The sequence below is a fragment of the Saccharopolyspora antiqui genome (assembly GCF_052246905.1).
In the GTDB taxonomy this organism is placed as follows: domain Bacteria; phylum Actinomycetota; class Actinomycetes; order Mycobacteriales; family Pseudonocardiaceae; genus Saccharopolyspora.
Genome location: NZ_JBQQBO010000001.1, coordinates 661,833 through 680,493 on the forward strand (window position 1 = coordinate 661,833; position 18,661 = coordinate 680,493).

The 18,661-nt window shown below is 67.6% G+C and carries 16 protein-coding genes; 7 read left to right on the plus strand and 9 right to left on the minus strand.

Annotation, left to right across the window (positions count from 1 at the left end):
- Positions 1–3: 3 nt before the first annotated feature.
- From ACTWQN_RS02945 to ACTWQN_RS02960, 4 genes are all read right to left on the minus strand, one after another.
- Positions 4–870: a carbohydrate ABC transporter permease gene (locus tag ACTWQN_RS02945; protein ID WP_443201734.1), complete on the minus strand. Its 867-nt coding sequence runs from the start codon at positions 868–870 to the stop codon at positions 4–6.
- Positions 867–1,766, minus strand: coding sequence for a carbohydrate ABC transporter permease (locus ACTWQN_RS02950; RefSeq protein WP_443201735.1), 900 nt, complete (start codon positions 1,764–1,766; stop codon positions 867–869). The genes ACTWQN_RS02945 and ACTWQN_RS02950 overlap by 4 nt, the downstream gene beginning before the upstream one ends.
- Before the next feature lie 33 nt (positions 1,767–1,799).
- Positions 1,800–3,077, minus strand: a complete 1,278-nt coding sequence (locus ACTWQN_RS02955; RefSeq protein ID WP_443201736.1) for an ABC transporter substrate-binding protein — start codon at positions 3,075–3,077, stop codon at positions 1,800–1,802.
- A 177-nt stretch (positions 3,078–3,254) separates the two neighbouring features.
- Positions 3,255–4,382 carry a mandelate racemase/muconate lactonizing enzyme family protein gene (locus ACTWQN_RS02960; RefSeq protein WP_443201737.1) on the minus strand — a complete coding sequence of 376 codons (1,128 nt, stop codon included), beginning with the start codon at positions 4,380–4,382 and terminating at the stop codon, positions 3,255–3,257.
- A 288-nt stretch (positions 4,383–4,670) separates the two neighbouring features.
- Here ACTWQN_RS02960 and ACTWQN_RS02965 point away from each other — a divergent pair, with 288 nt between their 5' ends.
- The 6 genes from ACTWQN_RS02965 to ACTWQN_RS02990 all read left to right on the plus strand — a co-directional run bounded on the left by ACTWQN_RS02965 (position 4,671) and on the right by ACTWQN_RS02990 (position 12,208).
- The gene (locus tag ACTWQN_RS02965; protein WP_443201738.1) at positions 4,671–5,699 is read left to right on the plus strand and encodes a LacI family DNA-binding transcriptional regulator; all 1,029 of its coding nucleotides are present in this window, start codon (positions 4,671–4,673) and stop codon (positions 5,697–5,699) included.
- Positions 5,700–6,008: 309 nt separating this feature from the next.
- Positions 6,009–7,241: an acyl-CoA dehydrogenase family protein gene (locus ACTWQN_RS02970; RefSeq protein WP_443201739.1), complete on the plus strand. Its 1,233-nt coding sequence runs from the start codon at positions 6,009–6,011 to the stop codon at positions 7,239–7,241.
- A 233-nt stretch (positions 7,242–7,474) separates the two neighbouring features.
- Positions 7,475–8,647, plus strand: a complete 1,173-nt coding sequence (locus ACTWQN_RS02975) for an alpha/beta hydrolase (RefSeq protein ID WP_443201740.1) — start codon at positions 7,475–7,477, stop codon at positions 8,645–8,647.
- Positions 8,648–9,291: 644 nt separating this feature from the next.
- Positions 9,292–10,332 carry a substrate-binding domain-containing protein gene (locus ACTWQN_RS02980; RefSeq protein WP_443201741.1) on the plus strand — a complete coding sequence of 347 codons (1,041 nt, stop codon included), beginning with the start codon at positions 9,292–9,294 and terminating at the stop codon, positions 10,330–10,332.
- A 30-nt stretch (positions 10,333–10,362) separates the two neighbouring features.
- Positions 10,363–11,406, plus strand: a complete 1,044-nt coding sequence (locus ACTWQN_RS02985) for an ABC transporter permease (protein WP_443201742.1) — start codon at positions 10,363–10,365, stop codon at positions 11,404–11,406.
- Between the two features lie 46 nt (positions 11,407–11,452).
- A complete protein-coding gene (locus ACTWQN_RS02990; protein WP_443201743.1) occupies positions 11,453–12,208 on the plus strand; it encodes an ATP-binding cassette domain-containing protein in 756 nt (251 codons plus the stop codon).
- 54 nt (positions 12,209–12,262) lie between these two features.
- Here the strand turns inward: ACTWQN_RS02990 and ACTWQN_RS02995 are convergent, their stop codons facing one another.
- The gene (locus ACTWQN_RS02995) at positions 12,263–12,868 is read right to left on the minus strand and encodes a TetR/AcrR family transcriptional regulator (RefSeq protein ID WP_443202009.1); all 606 of its coding nucleotides are present in this window, start codon (positions 12,866–12,868) and stop codon (positions 12,263–12,265) included.
- Between the two features lie 74 nt (positions 12,869–12,942).
- Here ACTWQN_RS02995 and ACTWQN_RS03000 point away from each other — a divergent pair, with 74 nt between their 5' ends.
- Positions 12,943–14,319 carry an amidase gene (locus ACTWQN_RS03000; RefSeq protein WP_443201744.1) on the plus strand — a complete coding sequence of 459 codons (1,377 nt, stop codon included), beginning with the start codon at positions 12,943–12,945 and terminating at the stop codon, positions 14,317–14,319.
- 319 nt (positions 14,320–14,638) lie between these two features.
- On the opposite strand, the gene ACTWQN_RS03005 is transcribed toward ACTWQN_RS03000, so the two are convergent.
- From ACTWQN_RS03005 to ACTWQN_RS03020, 4 genes are all read right to left on the minus strand, one after another.
- Positions 14,639–16,195, minus strand: coding sequence for a tripartite tricarboxylate transporter permease (locus ACTWQN_RS03005; RefSeq protein WP_443201745.1), 1,557 nt, complete (start codon positions 16,193–16,195; stop codon positions 14,639–14,641).
- 67 nt (positions 16,196–16,262) lie between these two features.
- Positions 16,263–16,751, minus strand: coding sequence for a tripartite tricarboxylate transporter TctB family protein (locus ACTWQN_RS03010; protein WP_443201746.1), 489 nt, complete (start codon positions 16,749–16,751; stop codon positions 16,263–16,265).
- Entirely contained in the window at positions 16,748–17,728 is a 981-nt protein-coding gene (locus ACTWQN_RS03015) for a Bug family tripartite tricarboxylate transporter substrate binding protein (protein ID WP_443201747.1), read from the minus strand. The genes ACTWQN_RS03010 and ACTWQN_RS03015 overlap by 4 nt, the downstream gene beginning before the upstream one ends.
- A 148-nt stretch (positions 17,729–17,876) precedes the next feature.
- A complete protein-coding gene (locus ACTWQN_RS03020; RefSeq protein ID WP_443201748.1) occupies positions 17,877–18,659 on the minus strand; it encodes an enoyl-CoA hydratase-related protein in 783 nt (260 codons plus the stop codon).
- Between the last annotated feature and the right edge of the window lie 2 nt (positions 18,660–18,661).

Genomic DNA, 18,661 nt, shown 5'->3' on the forward strand with positions numbered 1-18,661 from the left:
CTGTCAGCCTTTCAATCCGGACATGATCACGCCTTGCACGAAGTACTTCTGGGCGAGGAGGAACACGACGAACACGGGAACGATGATGATCGTCGCGGCCGCCATCAGGCCCGGTACGTTGCTGAAGAACTCCCCCTGGAAGAGGGCCAGAGCCACCGGAACCGTCTGCAACTCCTGCGAGTTGAGGAAGATCAGCGGACCGAGCAGGTCGTTCCACGAGTCGACGAACGTGAACAGCGCCACGGCCGCGAGCGCCGGTTTGGCCAGCGGCAGCATGATCCGGCTGAAGATCGTGAACGTGTTCGCCCCGTCGATGCGCGCCGATTCCTCCAGTTCCTTCGGGATGCCGAGGAAGAACTGCCGCATGAGGAAGGTGCCGAACACCGGCGTCATCGCGCGCGGGACCCAGAGGGGGAAATGGGTGTCCACCCAGCCGTACTCGCGGAAGACGACGTACTGCGGGATCAGGTAGACGATGTGCGGGACGAGTGCCGAGGCGAGCACGACCACGAAGATCACATCGCGACCGGGGAACCGCAGGCGAGCGAACGCGAAGCCCGCCAGCGACGCGACGACGAGCAGCCCGGCGACGTTGAGGAAAGCCAGCTTGACGCTGTTCCAGAAGTACGTGGGAAGCACCTCCAGCGCCGCCCAGTAGTTCTCCGCGGTGGGGTCGGCCGGGATGACCGACGTCGGCGAGGACAGCGCCTCCGAACCGGTCTTGAGCGACGTCGCGATCATCCAGATCAGCGGGAAGAGGAACCCGAAAGCCAGCGTCGCGAGGAACAGGTAGTAGACACCCAGCAACACCTTCTTGCGTTGCAGCACCTGGGACAACGTGCCCTGGCCGGGCTTGGGGATCGCGCTCAACCGTAGAACACCCACTTCCGCTGAAGTCGCCATTGGAGCGCGGTGAGCGCCGCGATCACCAGGAACAGCAACCACGCCATCGCCGAGGCATAACCCAGTTGCCCGGCCCCGAACGCGGTGTTGAACAGGTGCAGCAGGAACACGTCGGTGTCGTTGCCCGGTCCGCCCTTGGTCAGCGCGTACACGATGCCGAAAACCTGGAAGCTGGCCACGAATTGGCTGATGCTGACGAAGAACAACGACGGGGTCAGCAGCGGCACCGTGATCCGGGTGAACCGGCGCCATCGCGAAGCCCCGTCCAGGCTCGCGGCCTCGTGCAACTCGGTGGGGATGGCCTGGATCCCGGCCATCAGCACGATCATCGGGTAGCCGACGCTCTGCCACGTGCTCGCGATGATGACGGCCACCATCGCCCACGGCGAGGTCACCAGCCAGTCCGGCCCGGTGATGCCCAGCCAACCGAGCATGCCGTTGACCGCGCCGTCCTCGCCGGAGAACAAGCGGAACCACACCATGCTGATCGCCACGACGTTGGCCACGTACGGGACGAAGAAGGCCAGCCGGAAGACCACCATGACGCGGCGCTGCGGGCTGACGAGCGCGGCGAGCACCAGGGCCAGCGCGATGGTCAGGGGAATCGCACCTGCCATGTAGACGAACGTGTTCACGACCACCTGGTGGAACATCGGGTCGTCGAAGAGGAGTTGAACGAAGTTCTCGAACCCGACGAAGGTCGGTGGTGTCAGGCCGTCCCACTCGGTGAAGGAGGCCACCGTCGTCGTGATCATCGGATACGCCTGGAAGACGGCGATACCGATCAGCAGCGGGGCGACGAACACGAATCCCGTGACCGCCTCCTGGACGCGGTCGGGGCGGCGGGATGCGCGTTTCGCCATCTGGGCGGGAGGAGGAAGCGACGTAGCCATCGGTTACCTGATGATCTCCTCGATCTGGGGCCGGAGGCCGCCCAGCACTTCCGGCGCGGTCGCCTGGCAATTCCGGACGTCGTCGAGGGCTGGCCGGTAGACCTCAAGGGCCTGTTGCGCCGCGACCACCCGACTGGGCAGCACCGCGTTGTCGGCGGCCTGGAGCACCAGCCCGAGGCTTCGCGGCATCTCGGTTCCGCTGGCCGTCGTCCGCTCGGCCGCGGAGCGCAGGCCGGGAACGAACGCACCGTCGTCGGCGAAGAACCCGGCGCCCGGCATCGTCGTGAGGAATTCGAGCAGTTCCCAGGCGCCCTGCTTGTTCGCGGCGGCCTCCGGAATCGCGAAGACGATCTGGTTGCCGTAGGTCCGCTGCGTGACGTTGCCGGGAATCGGGGCGATGTCCCACTCGAAGTCCTGCACGTTCTCGCGGAAGTAATTCACGAAACTGGAAACCCGCTGGATCATGCCGACCTGACCGGCCGCGAACAGTTCCGCGCCGCGGCCGCTTTGCTGGAGTTCCGACCACCGCGGCTGCGCACCGTACGCGCAGGTCAGGTCGGCGACCCACTGGAAACCGGCGGCATCCGCCGGGTCGGCGAGGGCGAACCGGCGGCCGTCGGCCGACCAGCGGCCCGTGCCGCCGTTGTTCACCGTGTAGATCATCTCGAAGCCGGAGTCGTCCAGCACGCAGGCGCCCCAACGCTTCCCGGGAATGGACAGGGCGCGCGCGGCGGACCGGAAGTCGTCCCACGTCCAGCCGTCGGCGGTCCAGGTCGTGGGCGGTAGCGGAACCCCGACCTGCTCGAACATCGTCTTGTTGTAGAAGATGACGCGGGGCTGGATCCCGAGGCTCCAACCGGCCACCGATCCATCCGGCTGGCGGGTGTTGCCGAACACGGCCGGGAAGTAGTCGCTCTCCCGCAAGCCGCTGGCCGCGATGAAGTCCCGCAGGTCGTGCAGGCGCCCGGTCCGGGCGTAGGACGCCACGAAGTCATCGTCGATCCGGATGAGATCGGGCGGATTGCTGGCGCCCAAAACGGTTCGGGTCTTCACCCAGTAATCGCTGCCGGAGGCGGCGAACTGGTACTTGATGCGCTTTCCCGAGGCCTTCTCGAACGCGGCGAACACGTCCGAGTAAGCGGATCCGTCGAGCGCCTCCCAGTTCATCACCGTGACCGTCGAGCCGTCCGAGGCCGCAGGCCTCGCGCAGCCTCCCAGGGCCACGGCCGCCGCGGTCCCGCCGATACCGGCGATCAGACTTCTTCGGCTGAGTCCTGTCATGCCGTTCCCACCCCACATCGTCGTGCAGTTGGCCACGCCATGGCCCGCTCCGGCGCCGACCCGGCGGACCGCCGAGTACCCGCGCCGAGGCGGACGATCGATAGTTGTTGACAACGTTTTCAAACCGGGCCGACGAGACGTCTCCGCGCAGCTGTGCCGGATCAGGCTCGTCGGAGGTCATGGGGCGCCCGCGCAGCGCTCGCCGTTCCGGTCGATGCTCGACACCTGCCGGGTCGCGCCCGCCAGGAACGAATCGAGGATCGTCACACCCCACCCCGGGCTGTCGTCGAGCTCGATCGCCCCGTCGCGCACCACCGGGATCGGCGCGTAGATCTGGGCGTCCTGCTCCTGGTCCTCGATGCTCCACTCCTGGAACTGCACGCACGCCGGGCTCGCCGTCACGAGGTGCGCGGTGAAGATCTGGACCATCGAGCGGTTCGAACTGTGCGGCGTGCAGGGGATTCCCGCGATGTCCGCCATGTCGGCGACCCTCCGGGCGCGGGTCATGCCGCCGATGTAGCAGACGTCCGGCTGGATGACGTCGACCAGCCGCTCCGCCACCATGCGCCGGATGATCTCCATCGAGAACTCCTGCTCACCCGCGCCGATCGGCAGATCGAGGTGTTCCGCGACGTAGCCGATGTTGTCCAGCTCCCAGCTGGGGCACGGCTCCTCCAGGTGGTAGAAGCCGTGGTCCTCCAGGAAGCGACCCATGCGGACGGCCTGTCCCGGCGAGTACGCGCCGTTCGCGTCGCCCGCGAGATCCACTCCGTCGCCGAGAACCTGGCGCGCCAGCGGAACGAGCGCCCGGGTGCGGCCCTGGAAGACCTCCGCGTCGCGCCCGTTTCGGACACCGATCTTGATCTTCCCGCCCTTGAAGCCGTACTCGTCGATCAGCCGCCGCAGGCGTTCGACCTCCTGCTTCGGGTCCGTTTCGCGGCTCATGCTCGACGCGTAGACGGGGATGCGGCGGCGGGCGCGGCCGCCGAGGAGGTTGAACACCGGCTGCCCGGTCGCCTTGCCCTGCAGATCCCAAAGCGCGGTGTCGACGCCGCTGAGCGCGCGGAACAGGAAGGTGCCGAGGTACTTGTACTGGGCCCGGATGCACCGGTCGACCAGCACACCGAGTTCCCACGGGTCCTGACCGAGGAAGTGCTCCGCCACGAGGTTGTGCAGGACGTGCGCCGCGATGTCCGGCTGCGCCGGGGCGGTCTGCCCCCAACCTTCCAGCCCGTCGTCGGTCGTCACGTGGACGACGCACACCCGGCCGCCGACGTAGGTCTCGATCGAATTGATCCTGCTCATGACTCGACCGGCTCCCGCGTCGTCGGAGTGGCCCGCAGGCCGGTGCGGCCGAAACGAATGCGTTGCATCGCAGCGTCCCTTCAATCGGCGTCCTTGCCGCTCGCCACGTCGATCCATATCTAGTCAATCGATTGAGCAATCTAGGTACGCCATGTCGCTCATGTCAACAACCGCTTGTGCCCAGGGCCATTCCGGCTCCCGCTGGCGGCTACGATGAATCAGCACGTCGCGGCCAGGTCGACGCGTGCACCCACCACCGCACACGACGAGCGCCCGGAAGGAACACGCATGGTCGAGGGCCGGCCGCCGAAGCCGACCCGGCGCAGCACCATCGCCGACGTCGCCGCGCGAGCGGGCGTCGATCGGGCGGTCGTCTCACGGCTGCTGAACGCGGATCCCCGGCTGAGCATCCGGGACAGCACCCGCCAGCGAGTGCTCGACGCCATCGAGGAACTCGGTTACCAGCCGAACGCCGCGGCTCGAAGCCTGCGCACCGCGCGCACCCGCACCATCGCGCTGCTCGTGCCGGACTACATCAACCCGGCCTACGGCGAGATCATCGAGGGCGCGGAGGCTGCCGCCGCCAGGGTCGGTTGTTCTCTGATGACCGCGTCGCTGCAGTCCGCCGACGACAGCTTCGAACGCTACGCCGAGCGCCTCGGGCACGGCCGCGTGGACGGGCTGCTGCTGGCCGCCGGGGGTGTGCACGGCACACCCGAGGACGAACTGGAGCGCCTGGGCCTTCCGTGGCTTTGCGTGAACCGAACCGGCCCCGGTCGGCGCCGCTACGTGGTGCTCGACGACGAGCGCGCCGCAGCCGTGGCCGTCGAACATCTCGTGCAGCTCGGACACCGCGGGCTCGCCTTCATCAGCGGCCCGCAGGACAGCGACTCAGCGCGTCGACGCCGAATCGGCCACCTCAAGGCGATCAAGGCCGCCGGATTGGCGCGGGGACCCATCGTCCGCGGAAACTACACACCGCGCGGCGGTGCGGAAGCCATGGCGAAGATCCTCGAAGCCGAGCAGCGACCCACCGCCGTGCTCGTCGCGAACGTCGCGTCCGCGACCGGCGCGCTCCACACCGCTCGCCGGATGGGCGTGCGGGTTCCTCAGGACATCTCGGTCATCGCCGTGCACGACCTCACGGTCGCGCCGTACCTGGACCCACCGCTGACCACCGTCCGAATGGCACTCGACGGTCTCGGCGCCCGAGCGGTCGAGCTGCTGCTCGAACGATCCGCGAACGCCGAGATCCGCGAGACCGTGCGAGAGCCGACGGAGCTCGTCATCCGCGAGTCCACGGCCCCGCCTTCCTGACGCGGGGCTCGAAGTCGACAGGAAGCGGCGCGCCAGCAGGCTCTTGTCCTTGCGCAGTCGACGGTCCCGCGCCCGCGAACGTCAAGAACCGGTGGCAACACCACAATGGATGGACCGCACCGCTTGCGGCCAGAAACGGGTTGTATCCGGCAAAACTTCGGAACTCAGCAGCCAACCGCCGGACCCGAGAACCAGAAGATAGACCTCGCGCGGACAATCGCAGTCGGGCGCCCCCTGACGCCCCGCCCCGCTCCAACGGTGGTTTTCTCATCACCGGACGCATCCGGGATCTCTTCGGAAGGAACGACTTTGAGCAGCACCGAGACCGCCCCGCCGCGCTGGAGCGACCAACCGGGTCCAGCCACCGCCGAGGAATGGATCAGCCGCGCGCGCGAGGTGGCCACGATCCTGGCTGCCGACGTCGTAGCTCGCGACCGGGCCGCCGCCACCCCGTACGACGAGGTGCGGCTGCTCAGGGACGCCGGGCTGGTCACGCTGCTCGGTCCACCCGAATTCGGTGGTGCCGGGCAGAATTGGGCCACCGCCTGCCGGGTGGTCCGCGAGGTCGCCGTCGGCGACGGCTCCATCGGACAACTGCTCGGTCACCACTACGTTTGGTCGTGGGCGATGCGACTGGTCGGCACACCCGAACAGATCGCCGAGGTCGAGCGGCTCTACACCACCAACAACTACTTCTTCGGCGGCGTGGTCAATCCCCGCGACAACGAGCTGACCATCAGCGACGAAGGCGAGACACTCGTCTTCCGCGGCAAGAAGTACTTCTCCACGGGCAGCAAGATCTCCGACCTCACCGTGCTCGAAGGCGTGCTGGAGACCAGCGGCCACAAGCTCTTCGCGATCGTGCCTTCGAGGCAGGACGGCATCGTCTTCGGCGACGACTGGGACAACCTCGGGCAACGGCTCACCGAGTCCGGCAGCGTGGAGATCAACGACGTGCGCGTGCCGTGGTCGGCGGCGGCCGGATACGTCGACAAGCAGTTCCAGCCGTCGGCCTACGGCACGCTCCACGTGCCCGCGCTGCACCTGGTGTTCGCGAACTTCTACCTCGGCATCGCGCAAGCCGCCCTGCGCGCCGGAGCGTCCTACACTCGCCGACACACCCGCCCCTGGCCTTACGGCGGGGAGAACAAGAATTCCGGGACCGAGGAGCTCTACATCCTCGACGGGTACGGGGACCTGCAAGCGAAGCTCTGGGCCGCCGAGGCACTGACCGACAGCGCGGGCGCGAATCTCGCGCGGTTGCTGCACGCCGATCGGCGATCCGTCACCGCTGAGCAGCGCGGCCAAGCCGCGGTCCTGGTCGCCGCCGCGAAACAACGCGCCATCGATGTCGGATTGGAGACGAGCACCCGCATCTACGAACTCACCGGGGCCCGCGCCACCGCCAGCTCGGTCGGCCTGGACATCTACTGGCGAAACCTGCGCACGCACAGCCTGCACGACCCCGTCGCCTACAAACGCGTCGAGGTCGGCCGCTACACCCTCCTCGGCCAACTCCCGGAACCCACCCCGTACACCTGATCCGACTCCGCCCGGCCGCAGGCATCGGTGCACGGCCCCGTTGTTCTCGTAGGCGATGAGCGGATCGGTGAATTCGTCCACAAAGGCCTGAAGATCCGGATCGTCCCCCGCCCGCACCGACGCGATGTTCGGCACGTCGCTTCGTCGCTGAGCCGGGCGGTGATCGTTGACACTTCAGCCAAACACCCGTAATACTACGGAAACACAATTCCATATTACGAAAGAAGGGCCAGATGCAGCGCAGACGGAGCACCGTCGCTTTGGGACTTGTTCTGGCAGCATTCGCCTTGGTCGGCACGCCCGTGTCCGCGGGTGCGGCGCCGAAGGCGCATGCCGAGCCCTTGGAAACCACCGATCACTACGTGGTGCACACATCCGAGATCCCCGTGATCAAGGGCCAGGTCGACCACATCTACGTGCAGCAGACCCGATTTGCCAAGGACCAGCGAGCCACCCGCGGCTCCATCGTGCTCGTGCACGGCGCGACATACCCGACCGAGACCGCGTTCAACCTGCGTTACCAGGACTACAGCTACACCGATTTCCTTGCCCAGCAAGGCTTTGACGTGTACACGATGGACATGGAGGGCTACGGCCCCTCATCGCGCCCGTGGCCGATGGAAGATCCGTGCAACCTCAGCGCGAGCGACCAGCAGCTGGTCGGTCCGGTCACCACGCAGCCCTGCGGCGACCCGAGCTACGCCCAGGTGCTCAGCACGAACCAGGCCGAGTGGAGCGCGCTCGACTCGGTGGTCGACTGGGTCCGGGCCCGCGACGGCGTGGCCAAGGTCAACCTCGTCGGCTGGTCGATGGGCGGCATGCGCACCGGCGGCTACGCCTCGTCGCACCCGGACAAGGTGAACCGGCTGGTGCTCTTCGCACCCGCGTACTCGCCCACCTCGCCCGACGGGCCGCCCGCCGAGCAGCCGGACGGAGCGCCGTACACGGTGTCCAACCACGACCAGTTCCTGACCCGCTGGAACGCCGAGGTGGACCTGACGCAGTGCCCCGGCCAGGTCGATCCGGGCGCGCAGGAGCAGATGTGGCAGCAGAACCTCGCAGCGGACCCGGTCGCCGCGACCTGGGGCGAGGGTTTCTTGCGCCGCCCGATGTCGGTCAACACCGGGTGGAACCAGCCAGCCGCGGCCCGGGTCGGCGCCCCGACGCTGCTGATCGCTGGTGACCTCGACCGCACCGTCCCGCCGGAGTCGGTGTACCAGCTCTACTCCGACCTCGGTTCGCGGGAGAAGCTGTACTTGCAGGTGCACTGCGGTTCGCACTTCATGCTCGCCGAGTCGCAGTACCGGATGCTCCAGCAGGTGACGGCGGACTGGCTGGAGCAGCAGCCGATCGCGGGTCAGCGCACCGGCGTGGTGCAGTCCGCACAGGTGGTCGGCGGCCGCTGAACGACAAAGTCGTTGTCGCAGTCCGGAAAAGTAGTCCACAAGAGACGTCTTCCTGCGAAGACCCCCGGCGCAGCTCGCTTTCGTTCAGTGCACCGCAACGCGGTTCGCGGTATCACATCCCGCCCATTTACGTCCCGCTCCCCGCTGTAGCGCCCCCCAGACGGCCGCGCATCACAACGACCGGGGCAAGCTGGATGTAGCCCCTGGAAGCCGCCCGGGACCTGCCACATCGGGCGCGGCTTTCTCGTGCACCTCCGGGAACGTGCTCGAACGCGAAGCACTGGGTCAGGGGTGCGCGAACCGTTGCGTCGCAATGCCTTGCCCGGCTGGGCCGGTCGGATCGTTACCGGACCGGGAGCTGGGACGATCAGCGCAAGCGCCGCTGCGACGAATCGCAGCGCGGCGGCGACCTGATGGCCCAATTCTCCGACGACGACCTCGGCACCGACAACACCCTGCCAAGATCCGAACACCAATGGACGCTTGACTGCACCGACCAATCATCCAATGATCCCTCTGCTCAGTTCCCCGCCGATGCGGAATGGGTGATCCCGGCGATGAACGAAATATCCGACCCGGAGGAGTCGAACTCCCCCAGGTCTGGCTCAGACCTCGCAAGCTCCTCGCGGCGAAGCGCGCTGAAGATGTTCGGCCTCGGCGGCGGTGCCGTCGCTGCCAGCGCCCTGCTGGCCGCCTGCAACGGGGTGCAGGACAGCTCCGGTGCGGCGGGCGGCGCGTTCCCGCAGACCCCGCCGTGGCGGTTCGTGTTCATCAACCACGTCACGACGAACTCCTTCTTCGTGCCGACCAGGACCGGCATGGCCGACGCCGCCAAGCTGCTCGGCATCCAGGCTCCACAATGGACCGGATCGACGGAGGGCAACGTCGCGGAGATGGCCAACGCCTTCGCGACCGCGATCAACAGCAACGCCGACGGCATCGCGGTCTCGCTGACCGACAGCAACGCCTTCGTCGACCTGACCAAGCAGGCGCTGGCCAAGGGAATCCCCGTCGTCGCCTACAACGCCAACGCGGCCAACAACTACGCTCTGACCTACGTGGGCCAGGACCTGTACCACTCCGGCTTCCTGATGGGGCAACGCATCGCCAGGGACATCACCTCCGGTGACATCCTGGTCGGCATCTCGCAGCCCGGCGGCAACAACGTGCAACCACGGCTCAACGGCATCGTCGACGCGCTGAAACAGCACGCTCCGGCGGTCAACGTCATCTCCATCAACACCGGTGCCGAGCAAGCCGCCGAACTCAACGCGATCACCGCGGCCTACGACGGACATCCCGGCGTCCAGGGGATCTACGCGGTCGACGCCGGTAGCACCGCCTCGATCGCACAACTGCTCACCAGCCGCGGCCAGCAGGGCAAGGTGCACGCCGGGGGTTACGACACGCTGGCCGACACGCTCAAGGGCATCGACTCCGGGGCGCTGGACTTCACCATCGACCAGTCCTCGTACCTGCAGGGATTCCTGTCGACGATGTACCTGTACCTGTTCCGGATTTCCGGCACGCTGGTCTTCCCGCCGTCCACCGACACCGGTCTGGTGTTCGTGACCAAGGAGAACGTCGGACCCTACGTGTCGGCCGACAGCAAGTTCGAGGGCGGGTCGAAGAACGAGCTGGTGCCCATGCCGCAATCGATCCCGCTGCCGTCGCCCAACCAGTGACGCTCCTCTGCTGTCCGGACTGGAGGTTCAATGACGGACGCGCCCGCGCGGCACCGCCGCTCCGGCCCCGCAGCCGACCAACCACCCGCCAGCGGCGAAAGCCCGCTCGCCCGGTTGATCCACATCCGCGAACTCAGCATCGTGCTCGTCACGATCGCGGCGGCGATCTACTTCAGCCTCACCAGCGGCCCGGGCTTCAACACCGTGAACAACTACCAGACGATCGCGCAGTACCTCGCGCCGTGGGCCATCGTCGCCGCCGGTGAGGTGATGCTGCTGATCTGCGGCGAGATCGACCTGTCCGCGGGCTTCGTGTTCACGCTCTCGCCGTTCGTGCTGATCCTGTTCGTCAACAACTACACCCCACTACCGCTGGCGCTGCTCGCAACGCTGGTGGTGTGCGCGCTGATCGGCATGACCAACGGCCTGATCCACACCAGGCTGAAAATCCCGTCGTTCATCACCACGCTGGGCATGGCGTTCCTGCTGTGGGGCCTGTCGCTGATCATCTCCAACGGTTCACCGGTCGCCGCACCGAGCGGGAGTTGGGTGACGAACGTCTTCGGTGGCTGGCGGTGGTCGGAGCTGCTGTGGTGCCTGGTGGTCGTCGCGGTGATGCAGATGGTGCTGTCGACCACCAGGTTCGGGATCTTCGTCAAAGCGGTCGGCGGCAACCCGGTCGCCGCGGCCGAATCCGGGATCCGCACCGCGCGGGTGAAGGTGATCAGCTTCGCGATCGTGAGCACGCTCGCGGGACTGGCCGGGATACTGCAGGGCATCCGGGTCGGCTCGTTCGATCCGACCAACGGTGGCTTCAACACGATGTTCTTCGCGGTGGCCGCGGCGGTCATCGGCGGCACCGCGCTGCTCGGTGGTTCCGGCACGGTCATCGGCGCGCTCTTCGGCGCCCTGCTGCTGGGCCTGGTCTACGACGGGTTCAACCTGACCGGCATCAGCGCCAACGGCTTCTACGTCGTGCTCGGCGTCGCGATCCTCGTCGCGATGGCGCTGAACGTGTACCTGGCGCGGCTGCGCGGACGCTTGAACGCCGCTGCGCGGAGGCGCCATGAGTGACGACCTTCCGCCGAGCGAGCAGCCGACCGGAGCACTGGAGCCAGGCATGACTGACGAAGTGATGCGCGTCGAGGACATCGGCAAGCGATTCGGGCCGGTGAGCGCGTTGCGGGGCGTTGATCTCGTGGTGCGCCGGGGCGAGATCCTGGGACTCATCGGCGACAACGGAGCCGGGAAGTCAACGCTGATCAAGATTCTCACCGGATACCACCAGCCGGATTCCGGTCGCCTGCTGTTCGAGGGCGAGCCGATGCAGTTGAAGTCCGTCACGCATGCGCGCTCGCTGGGCATCGAGACGGTTTTCCAGGACCTCGCGCTGGTCAACGATCTCCCGGTGTACCTCAACCTGCACCTGAACAAGGAGCTGACCCACAAGCCGCTGCCGTTCCTGCGCCGCGCCGAGATGAAACGCCGCGCGCGCGAGGCGCTGGACGCGATCGGGATCTCGATCCCGTCGGTGACCGCCGAGGTCGGTCAGCTCTCCGGTGGGCAGCGGCAGGCAATCGCGGTGGCCCGGTCGGTGTACTCCAGCGACGTCAAGCTGCTGCTGCTGGACGAGCCGTTGGCGGCGATGGGCGCGAAGGAGGGCGGGATGATCCTGCGGCTGCTCACCCAGCTCAAGCAGCGCGGGGACATCGCGATCATCCTGATCGCGCACAACTACGCCCAGGTGCTCGACATCTGCGACCGGGTCAACCTCCTGCAGCACGGCGAGATCACCTTCGACAGAGCCGCGAAGGACACCTCGGTCACCGAGCTGCTGGAACGGGTCCACACCGAGTACAAAGTGGACACCGCATGATTCTGTTCGCCACACCGTAGAAGCACTCCGGGCGCACGATCACGTCGGGTGTGCTCACCGAGGTGTTGCCGCTGCCCATGTTCGCATCAGCAGTTCGGCCGCGTCGACGATGACGTCGTCGGAGATCTCGTCCGGGAAGAGCATTCGCTGGACCATCAGCCCGTCTTCCAGGGCGTGCACGATCAGGGCGAGGAATCCGGGGTCCGCGGGGGGCTCCTTGCCCAGCGAGGTGAAGGTGGACTCGATGCTGTTCGCGTGGGCGTCGAGGGCCACGCGTTCCCGTTCGGCCAGCTGCGGTTGGAAGGAGGGGTTGCGCAGCGCGTACTGGATCAGCTCGATGCGCAGTGACAGCCACCCGGCGAGGTGCTCGGCGCGCGCCTTGTGCCACTCGCGCAGCGCCGCGTAGGGGTCCGGCCGCTGCGCGATGTCCTTCACCTCGTCGAGTTCGTGCAGGGTCCGCTGCTTGAGCAGTTCGACCACGAGCTCGTGCTTGTCGGTGAAGTTGCCGTAGAACGCGCCCCGGCTGTAGCCGGCCCGCTCGGCGATCTGCTCGACCGACGTGCCGTTGACACCGCGATCGGCGAAGAGCTCCGCAGCGGCGGCCAGCAGCAGCGTTCGGGTCTGCTGCCGTCGTTCCGCCTGGTTGAGTCGCTTCCGCATCACTCGACCAGTTTCTCATGAAATTCAATGGTGTCTTTATATACAGATCTGTATTTTTCTGAAGCATGTGGAAGATGACAGCTCTGCAACACGCCGCTGCGGTCCGCTCGGGCGAGATCAGCGCGGTCGACCTCGTCGAGGCTCACCTGGAGCGGATCGCCGAGGTCAATCCGTGGGTCAACGCCGTGACCGCCGTGCTGGGCGACAACGCCCGGGCGACCGCAGCGGACATCGATCGACGGCGCGAGGCCGGGGAACCGCTGGGCCCGCTCGCCGGTGTTCCCTTCACGGTCAAGGAGAACATCGACATCGCCGGAGTGCCCACCACCCACGGAGTCCCGCGCTTCCGGGACAACGTGGCCGGGGCGGACTCCCCATCGGTGGCGCGGCTTCGAGGGGCCGACGCCATTGCGATCGGGCACAGCAACATGCCCGACCTGACGATCGGCGGCGGCTTCACCAACAGCCAGTTGTTCGGGGAAACCGTCAACCCGTGGGGCACGATCCGAACACCGAGCGGCACCAGCGGCGGCGACGGCGCGGCGGTCGCCGCGGGGATGGCGGCGATCGGGCTCGGGAACGATTCCGGAGGATCGGTTCGCGGACCAGCGCTGTGTTGCGGGATCACCGCGCTGAACCCCACCTACGGTCGCTTTCCCGTCGAGCACAAAGTAGGCGGCCGCGAACCGACGCTCGCCTCGCAACTGTTCCCCAAGGACGGTCCGCTGGCCCGTTCGGTCGCCGACCTGCGCGCTGCGTTCGAGGTGCTGGCGGGCACCGACCCCCGCGATCCGCGCGCCGTGCCAGCCCCCCTCGACGGACCGGATCTGCCCCGGCCGCTGCGGGTCGCGGTGGTGGCGGACCCGGGCGGCTTCGGGGTGCATCCACTGGTCCGGGACGCGGTCGAGAAGGCCGCCGGAGTCCTGTCCGACGCCGGATACGCGACCGAAGTCGCCGACGTACCCAGGATGGCCGACGGCATAGCCGCATACCTGAAGATGATCAGCAGCGAGTTCGCGCTGGTGTGGCCGCGCATCCGGCCGCTGCTGACCGAGGACAGCGCCCGGCACATGGAGCTGAACATCCAGCAGCAACCGCCGCTCGGACTCGGGGACTACCTGCAGGCCACCGCCGACCGGCACGCGATCATCCGGGACTGGCTGCACTTCCTGGCCGATTACCCGCTCGTGCTCGGCCCGGTGACCACCGAACCACCGGGAGACGCGCCTGCGGAGTTGGACGCCGAACAGAACGCGCGCATGGCCGTCGCGGTCCGCCTCTGCTCGGTGACGACCTTCGCCGGACTGCCAGCCGTGGCCGTGCCGACCGGAACCCACGACGGAATCCCGCAAGGGGTCCAGCTCATCAGCCGTCCCTTCCGCGAAGACCTGTGCCTGGCCGCTGCCGCCGAGATCGAAGCCGAAGTCGGCGTCCTCACCCCCGTCGGCTGAACCCATCTCGGCGGTAAATCCTGGCGTGTGCCGCCTGGCAGGCCGAAGGGGTGCGGAATCGCTGGAAACTCCGCTGCCACCCCGAGGACGCGGGCCGCTCGATCAGTACGACGCGCTGAAGCGACGGCTAGGTCGGCACCACCGCCGAGAACGGTTCGCCCGCGGTGAGCCGGGTGACCACCTCGGTCCGGCCGCCGCCGTGGGCGACGAGCGCGGTCGGGGCCGCCTCACGGCGGGTGGCCCCGACCGCCCGGCAGCCAGTTCACCGGCGACGGCGCGGCCCGCGTCCACAGTGGACGATGTGAACCGTCGGCCGACGTCATACCTGGGTCCGGCTGCGGTCGTCCGCGGAGTCGCCCCGCGCCTGCGCGCGGCGTCGCGCCAGGGTTCTGCGGAGCATCGGCAGCAGCGGGATGAGCAGCAGCAGGACGATCACGGCCAGCAGCGCCTGCGACGCACCGCGCGTGACGAAGATGTCGAAGCTGCCGCGGGAGATGATCATCGTCTGCCGCAACGTCTCCTCCGCCAGCGGGCCGAGGACCAGGGCGATCACGAGACCGGCGACCGGGAAGCCGAAGACCCGCATGAAGAACCCGAGCACCCCGCAGGCGAGCATGATGCCGACCTCGATGATGCTGCCGTTCACGGTGAACGTGCCCAGCACGCACAGCACGACGATCACCGGCGCGAGCACCCGGAAGGGCACCCGGGCGATGCTCGCGAACGCCGGGATGCAGAAGATGTTGATCAGCAACAGCATCACGTTGCCCAGGTACATGCTGGCGATCAGACCCCACGCGAACTCCGGGTTCTGCTCCATCAGCAGGGGTCCGGGCTGCAGGCCCCAGATCAGGAACCCGCCCAGCAGCACCGCGGTGGCGGCGGAACCGGGCAGGCCCAGGGTCAGCAGCGGCACCATCGCCCCGGCCGAGGCCCCGTTGTTGGCGGCCTCCGGACCCACCAGTCCGGCCATCGCACCCTTGCCGAACTTCTCCGGTGTCTTGGACAGCGACTTCTCCAGGCTGTAGGACATCAGCGACGCCACGGTCGCACCGGAGCCGGGCGAGGTGCCGACGAAGAACCCGAGGATCGAGCCGCGCAGCATCGGCGCGGTGGATTCCCGCGCCTCGGACCTGGTGGGCCAGAACCCCTTGGAGCGAGCGCTGACGTTGAAGTAACCGAGCTTCTCCAGGTGTCCGCCGCGGTAGAGGCTGTAGAAGATCTCGCCGAGGCCGAACAGCCCGATGGCGACGGGGATGAAGTCGATGCCGTTGATCAGGTCGGAGGAGCCGAAGGTGTACCGCTGCTCCCCACCGCCGACGTCGACACCGACGGTGGCGATCCCGAAGCCGAGCAGCGCCGAGATGGCGCCGCGGAGCCGGTTCTTGCCCACCACGACGATCAGGGTGAGCAGACCCGCGACCACGACCAGGAAGAGTTCGGGCGGACCGAAGCTCGACGCCACGGACGCGGTCACCGGAGCCGCGACGCTGATCAGCACCGCACCGATGGTCCCGGCGACGAACGACGCGACGGCCGCCATCACCAGGGCGGCTCCGGCCCGACCTCGCTTGGCCAGCGGGTAGCCGTCGAACGTGCTGGCCACGGTGGCCGACTCACCAGGGGTGTTGATCAGCACCGAGGTGATCGTGCCGCCGTACATGGCGCCGTAGTAGACGGCGGCCAGCATGATGATGCCGCCGACCGGGTCCAGGCCGAACGTCATCGGCAGCAGGATCGCCAGGCCCGCCGACGGCCCCAGCCCGGGCATCACGCCGACAACCATGCCGATCAGCACACCGGCGGCGAGCAGCAGGATGTTCTGGATCGACAGGATCGCGAGGATCCCCTGGCCGAGATCGTTGAAGACATCCACGTCGTGCCCCCTGATCCGGGTCTAAGTGCCCTTCTTTGATCTTGTTCTTGAGTTCGAAGGCAGGTTCTTAGAAAGCGGGCAGGATGCCGCTGGGTAGGCCAGCGTTGAGCGCGACCTGGAACAGCAGGTACAGGCCGACCGGCAGCAGCACGGCGACCGCGATGTTGCGGATCGGGTGGCCCCGGTCCAGCAACGACAGCGTCGCCAGCAGGAAGATCCCCGAAGCTGCGATCGCGCCCAGCGGGAGCAGTGCCAGGACGAAGACGACGCCCGCGCCGACGAACACCAGCAGCGCCTGGGGATGGCGACCTGACGTGGCGCCCGCGCCGTCGTCTTCCTCACCGGGCCGCAGGCTCCGCACCGCGGCGACCACGCAGAGCGCGATCGTGCTGAATCCGATGATGCGCGGGAAGAATCCGGGGCCGATCCGGCCGGCCGCGGTCCGCCACTGCATCTCCATGGCCATCAGGGTGTAGCCGACCATGACCACCACGAGCAGCCCGAGGAAGACCGTCAGCGCCGTGGCCCGCAGCGCTGGTTTGGCCCGCTCGGTCACAGCACGCCCTTCTCGGTGAGGATCCGCCTGAACTCGTCGGAGGTCGTGGTCAGGAACGTGCCGAAGTCCGCACCCCAACGCAGGTCTTCGGTGAGGTAGTTCGACTTCAGGTACTCCTGCCACTCCGGCGTCGCGACCACTGCCTTCATGGTGTTGATCCACCACTCCTGCGCGAATTGCGGCGCCTCCGGCGGGAGGATGAGCCCACGCGGCATCGAGGGCAGGCCCGCGAACCCGAGCGACTCCCCGGTGGGCACCTCGGGCAGCGCTGGCAGCGGCTGCTTCCCGCTGAACAGCAACGGGCGGACGGCGTTCGCCTTCACCTGGCCCAATATCGAGCCGGGGTTCGAGACCATGCCGTCCAGTGCGCCGGACAGCAGTGCCGTCTGCATCTGGCCCTCCTCGTTGAAGGGCACGTAGTCGATCTGGTAGCCAGCCGTGTCCGCGAGGATCGCGTGGATGATGAAGTCCACGTTCACGGTGCCGATGCCGCCGACCGCGACGGTCCCCTTCCGCTTGGCGAAGTCGACCCACTGCTGCCACGAGGTGATCGGGCTCGTGCCGGGGACGATGAACAACGTGTCGTCCGTGGCGAACAGGCCCACCGGGGTGAAGTCCTTCGGCGTCCAACCGGTGTTGGCCTGCAACGGGGTGGTGATGAACGATCCCGAGGTGGTGGAGATCGCGTAGCCGCTGCCTTCCTGCCTGCTCAGGTAGCCCCAGCCGGTGGCACCGCTGCCGCCCTCGCGGTTCTGCACCACGATCTTCCCGCCGGGGTACAGCCCCTTCTCGTTGATGATGTCGACCATCGTGCGGGCCATGATGTCGTTGCCACCGCCCGGACCGAAGGCGACCGTCCAGTCCAAGTCGTCCGAGGGGTAGTTCGCGGCGGTTTCGTTGGAGTTCTCGGCTGTCCCGCAAGCGGTCAGCCACGCTGCGACCGCCAGAGCGGCGAGGAGTGCTATTCCCTTACGCATGTCGAACCCTTCCTCCACGGTTGGGAAACCTGATCGGTCTGTCCGAGCGGTCGGTCATGCCAGGGTTGGGCCTGCGGCCTGCACCTCCGGGGTGGGGACGTCGAGGCGGTACCGCGACCCGGTGGACGAGGCGAATCGGCAAGCCACGTCAGGACCAGGTGAATTCGGGGGCGCGCTTGCCGAGGAACGCCGCCACGCCTTCGGCGTAGTCCGCCGTGTCGAACGAAGAGTTGCGCAGCTGCGTGGTGAACTCGTCGTCCGCCACCTGGCCGGTGAGCACGCGCCCGACGATCGTCTTCGCGCTCCGCACGCTGAACTGGGCACGGCTGGCGATCAGGTGCGCGAAGTCGTACGTCATCCCGGCGAGCTCATCGGGCGTGGTCAGCTCGTCGACGAGGCCGAGTTCGAGGACCTTCTGCCCCTGCATCTGCTGACCGGACATCAGGATCCACTTGGCCCTCGACGGGCCGACCAGGTCCACGACCCGCTTGGTGGATTCGAGGCTGTAGACCAGGCCGAGCTTCGACGGGGTGATCGCCATCCGCACCCGGTCGTCGGCGAACCGGAGGTCGCAGGCCAGGGCGAGACCCGTCCCACCGCCGATGCAATAGCCGTGGATCATCGCGATGGTGGGCTTCGCCAAGCCTTCGATGGCGCGCTCCGCGGCGGCGACCCGCTCGTTGTAGGACCTGGCGCTGCGCGCATCGCCGCGGACCTCGCGGAACTCGCTGATGTCGGCGCCCGAGGCGAAGGACCGCTCACCAGCACCGCGCAGCACCAGCACTTTGATCTCGGGGTCCTTCGCCACCGCCTCGATCACGTCCGGGATCGCCTCGTACATGCCGAGGGTGATGGCGTTGTGGCTCTTCGGCCGGTTCAGGGTCATGGTGGCGACAGCACCATCGTGCTCGACGACGATGTCCTCGGTCATCT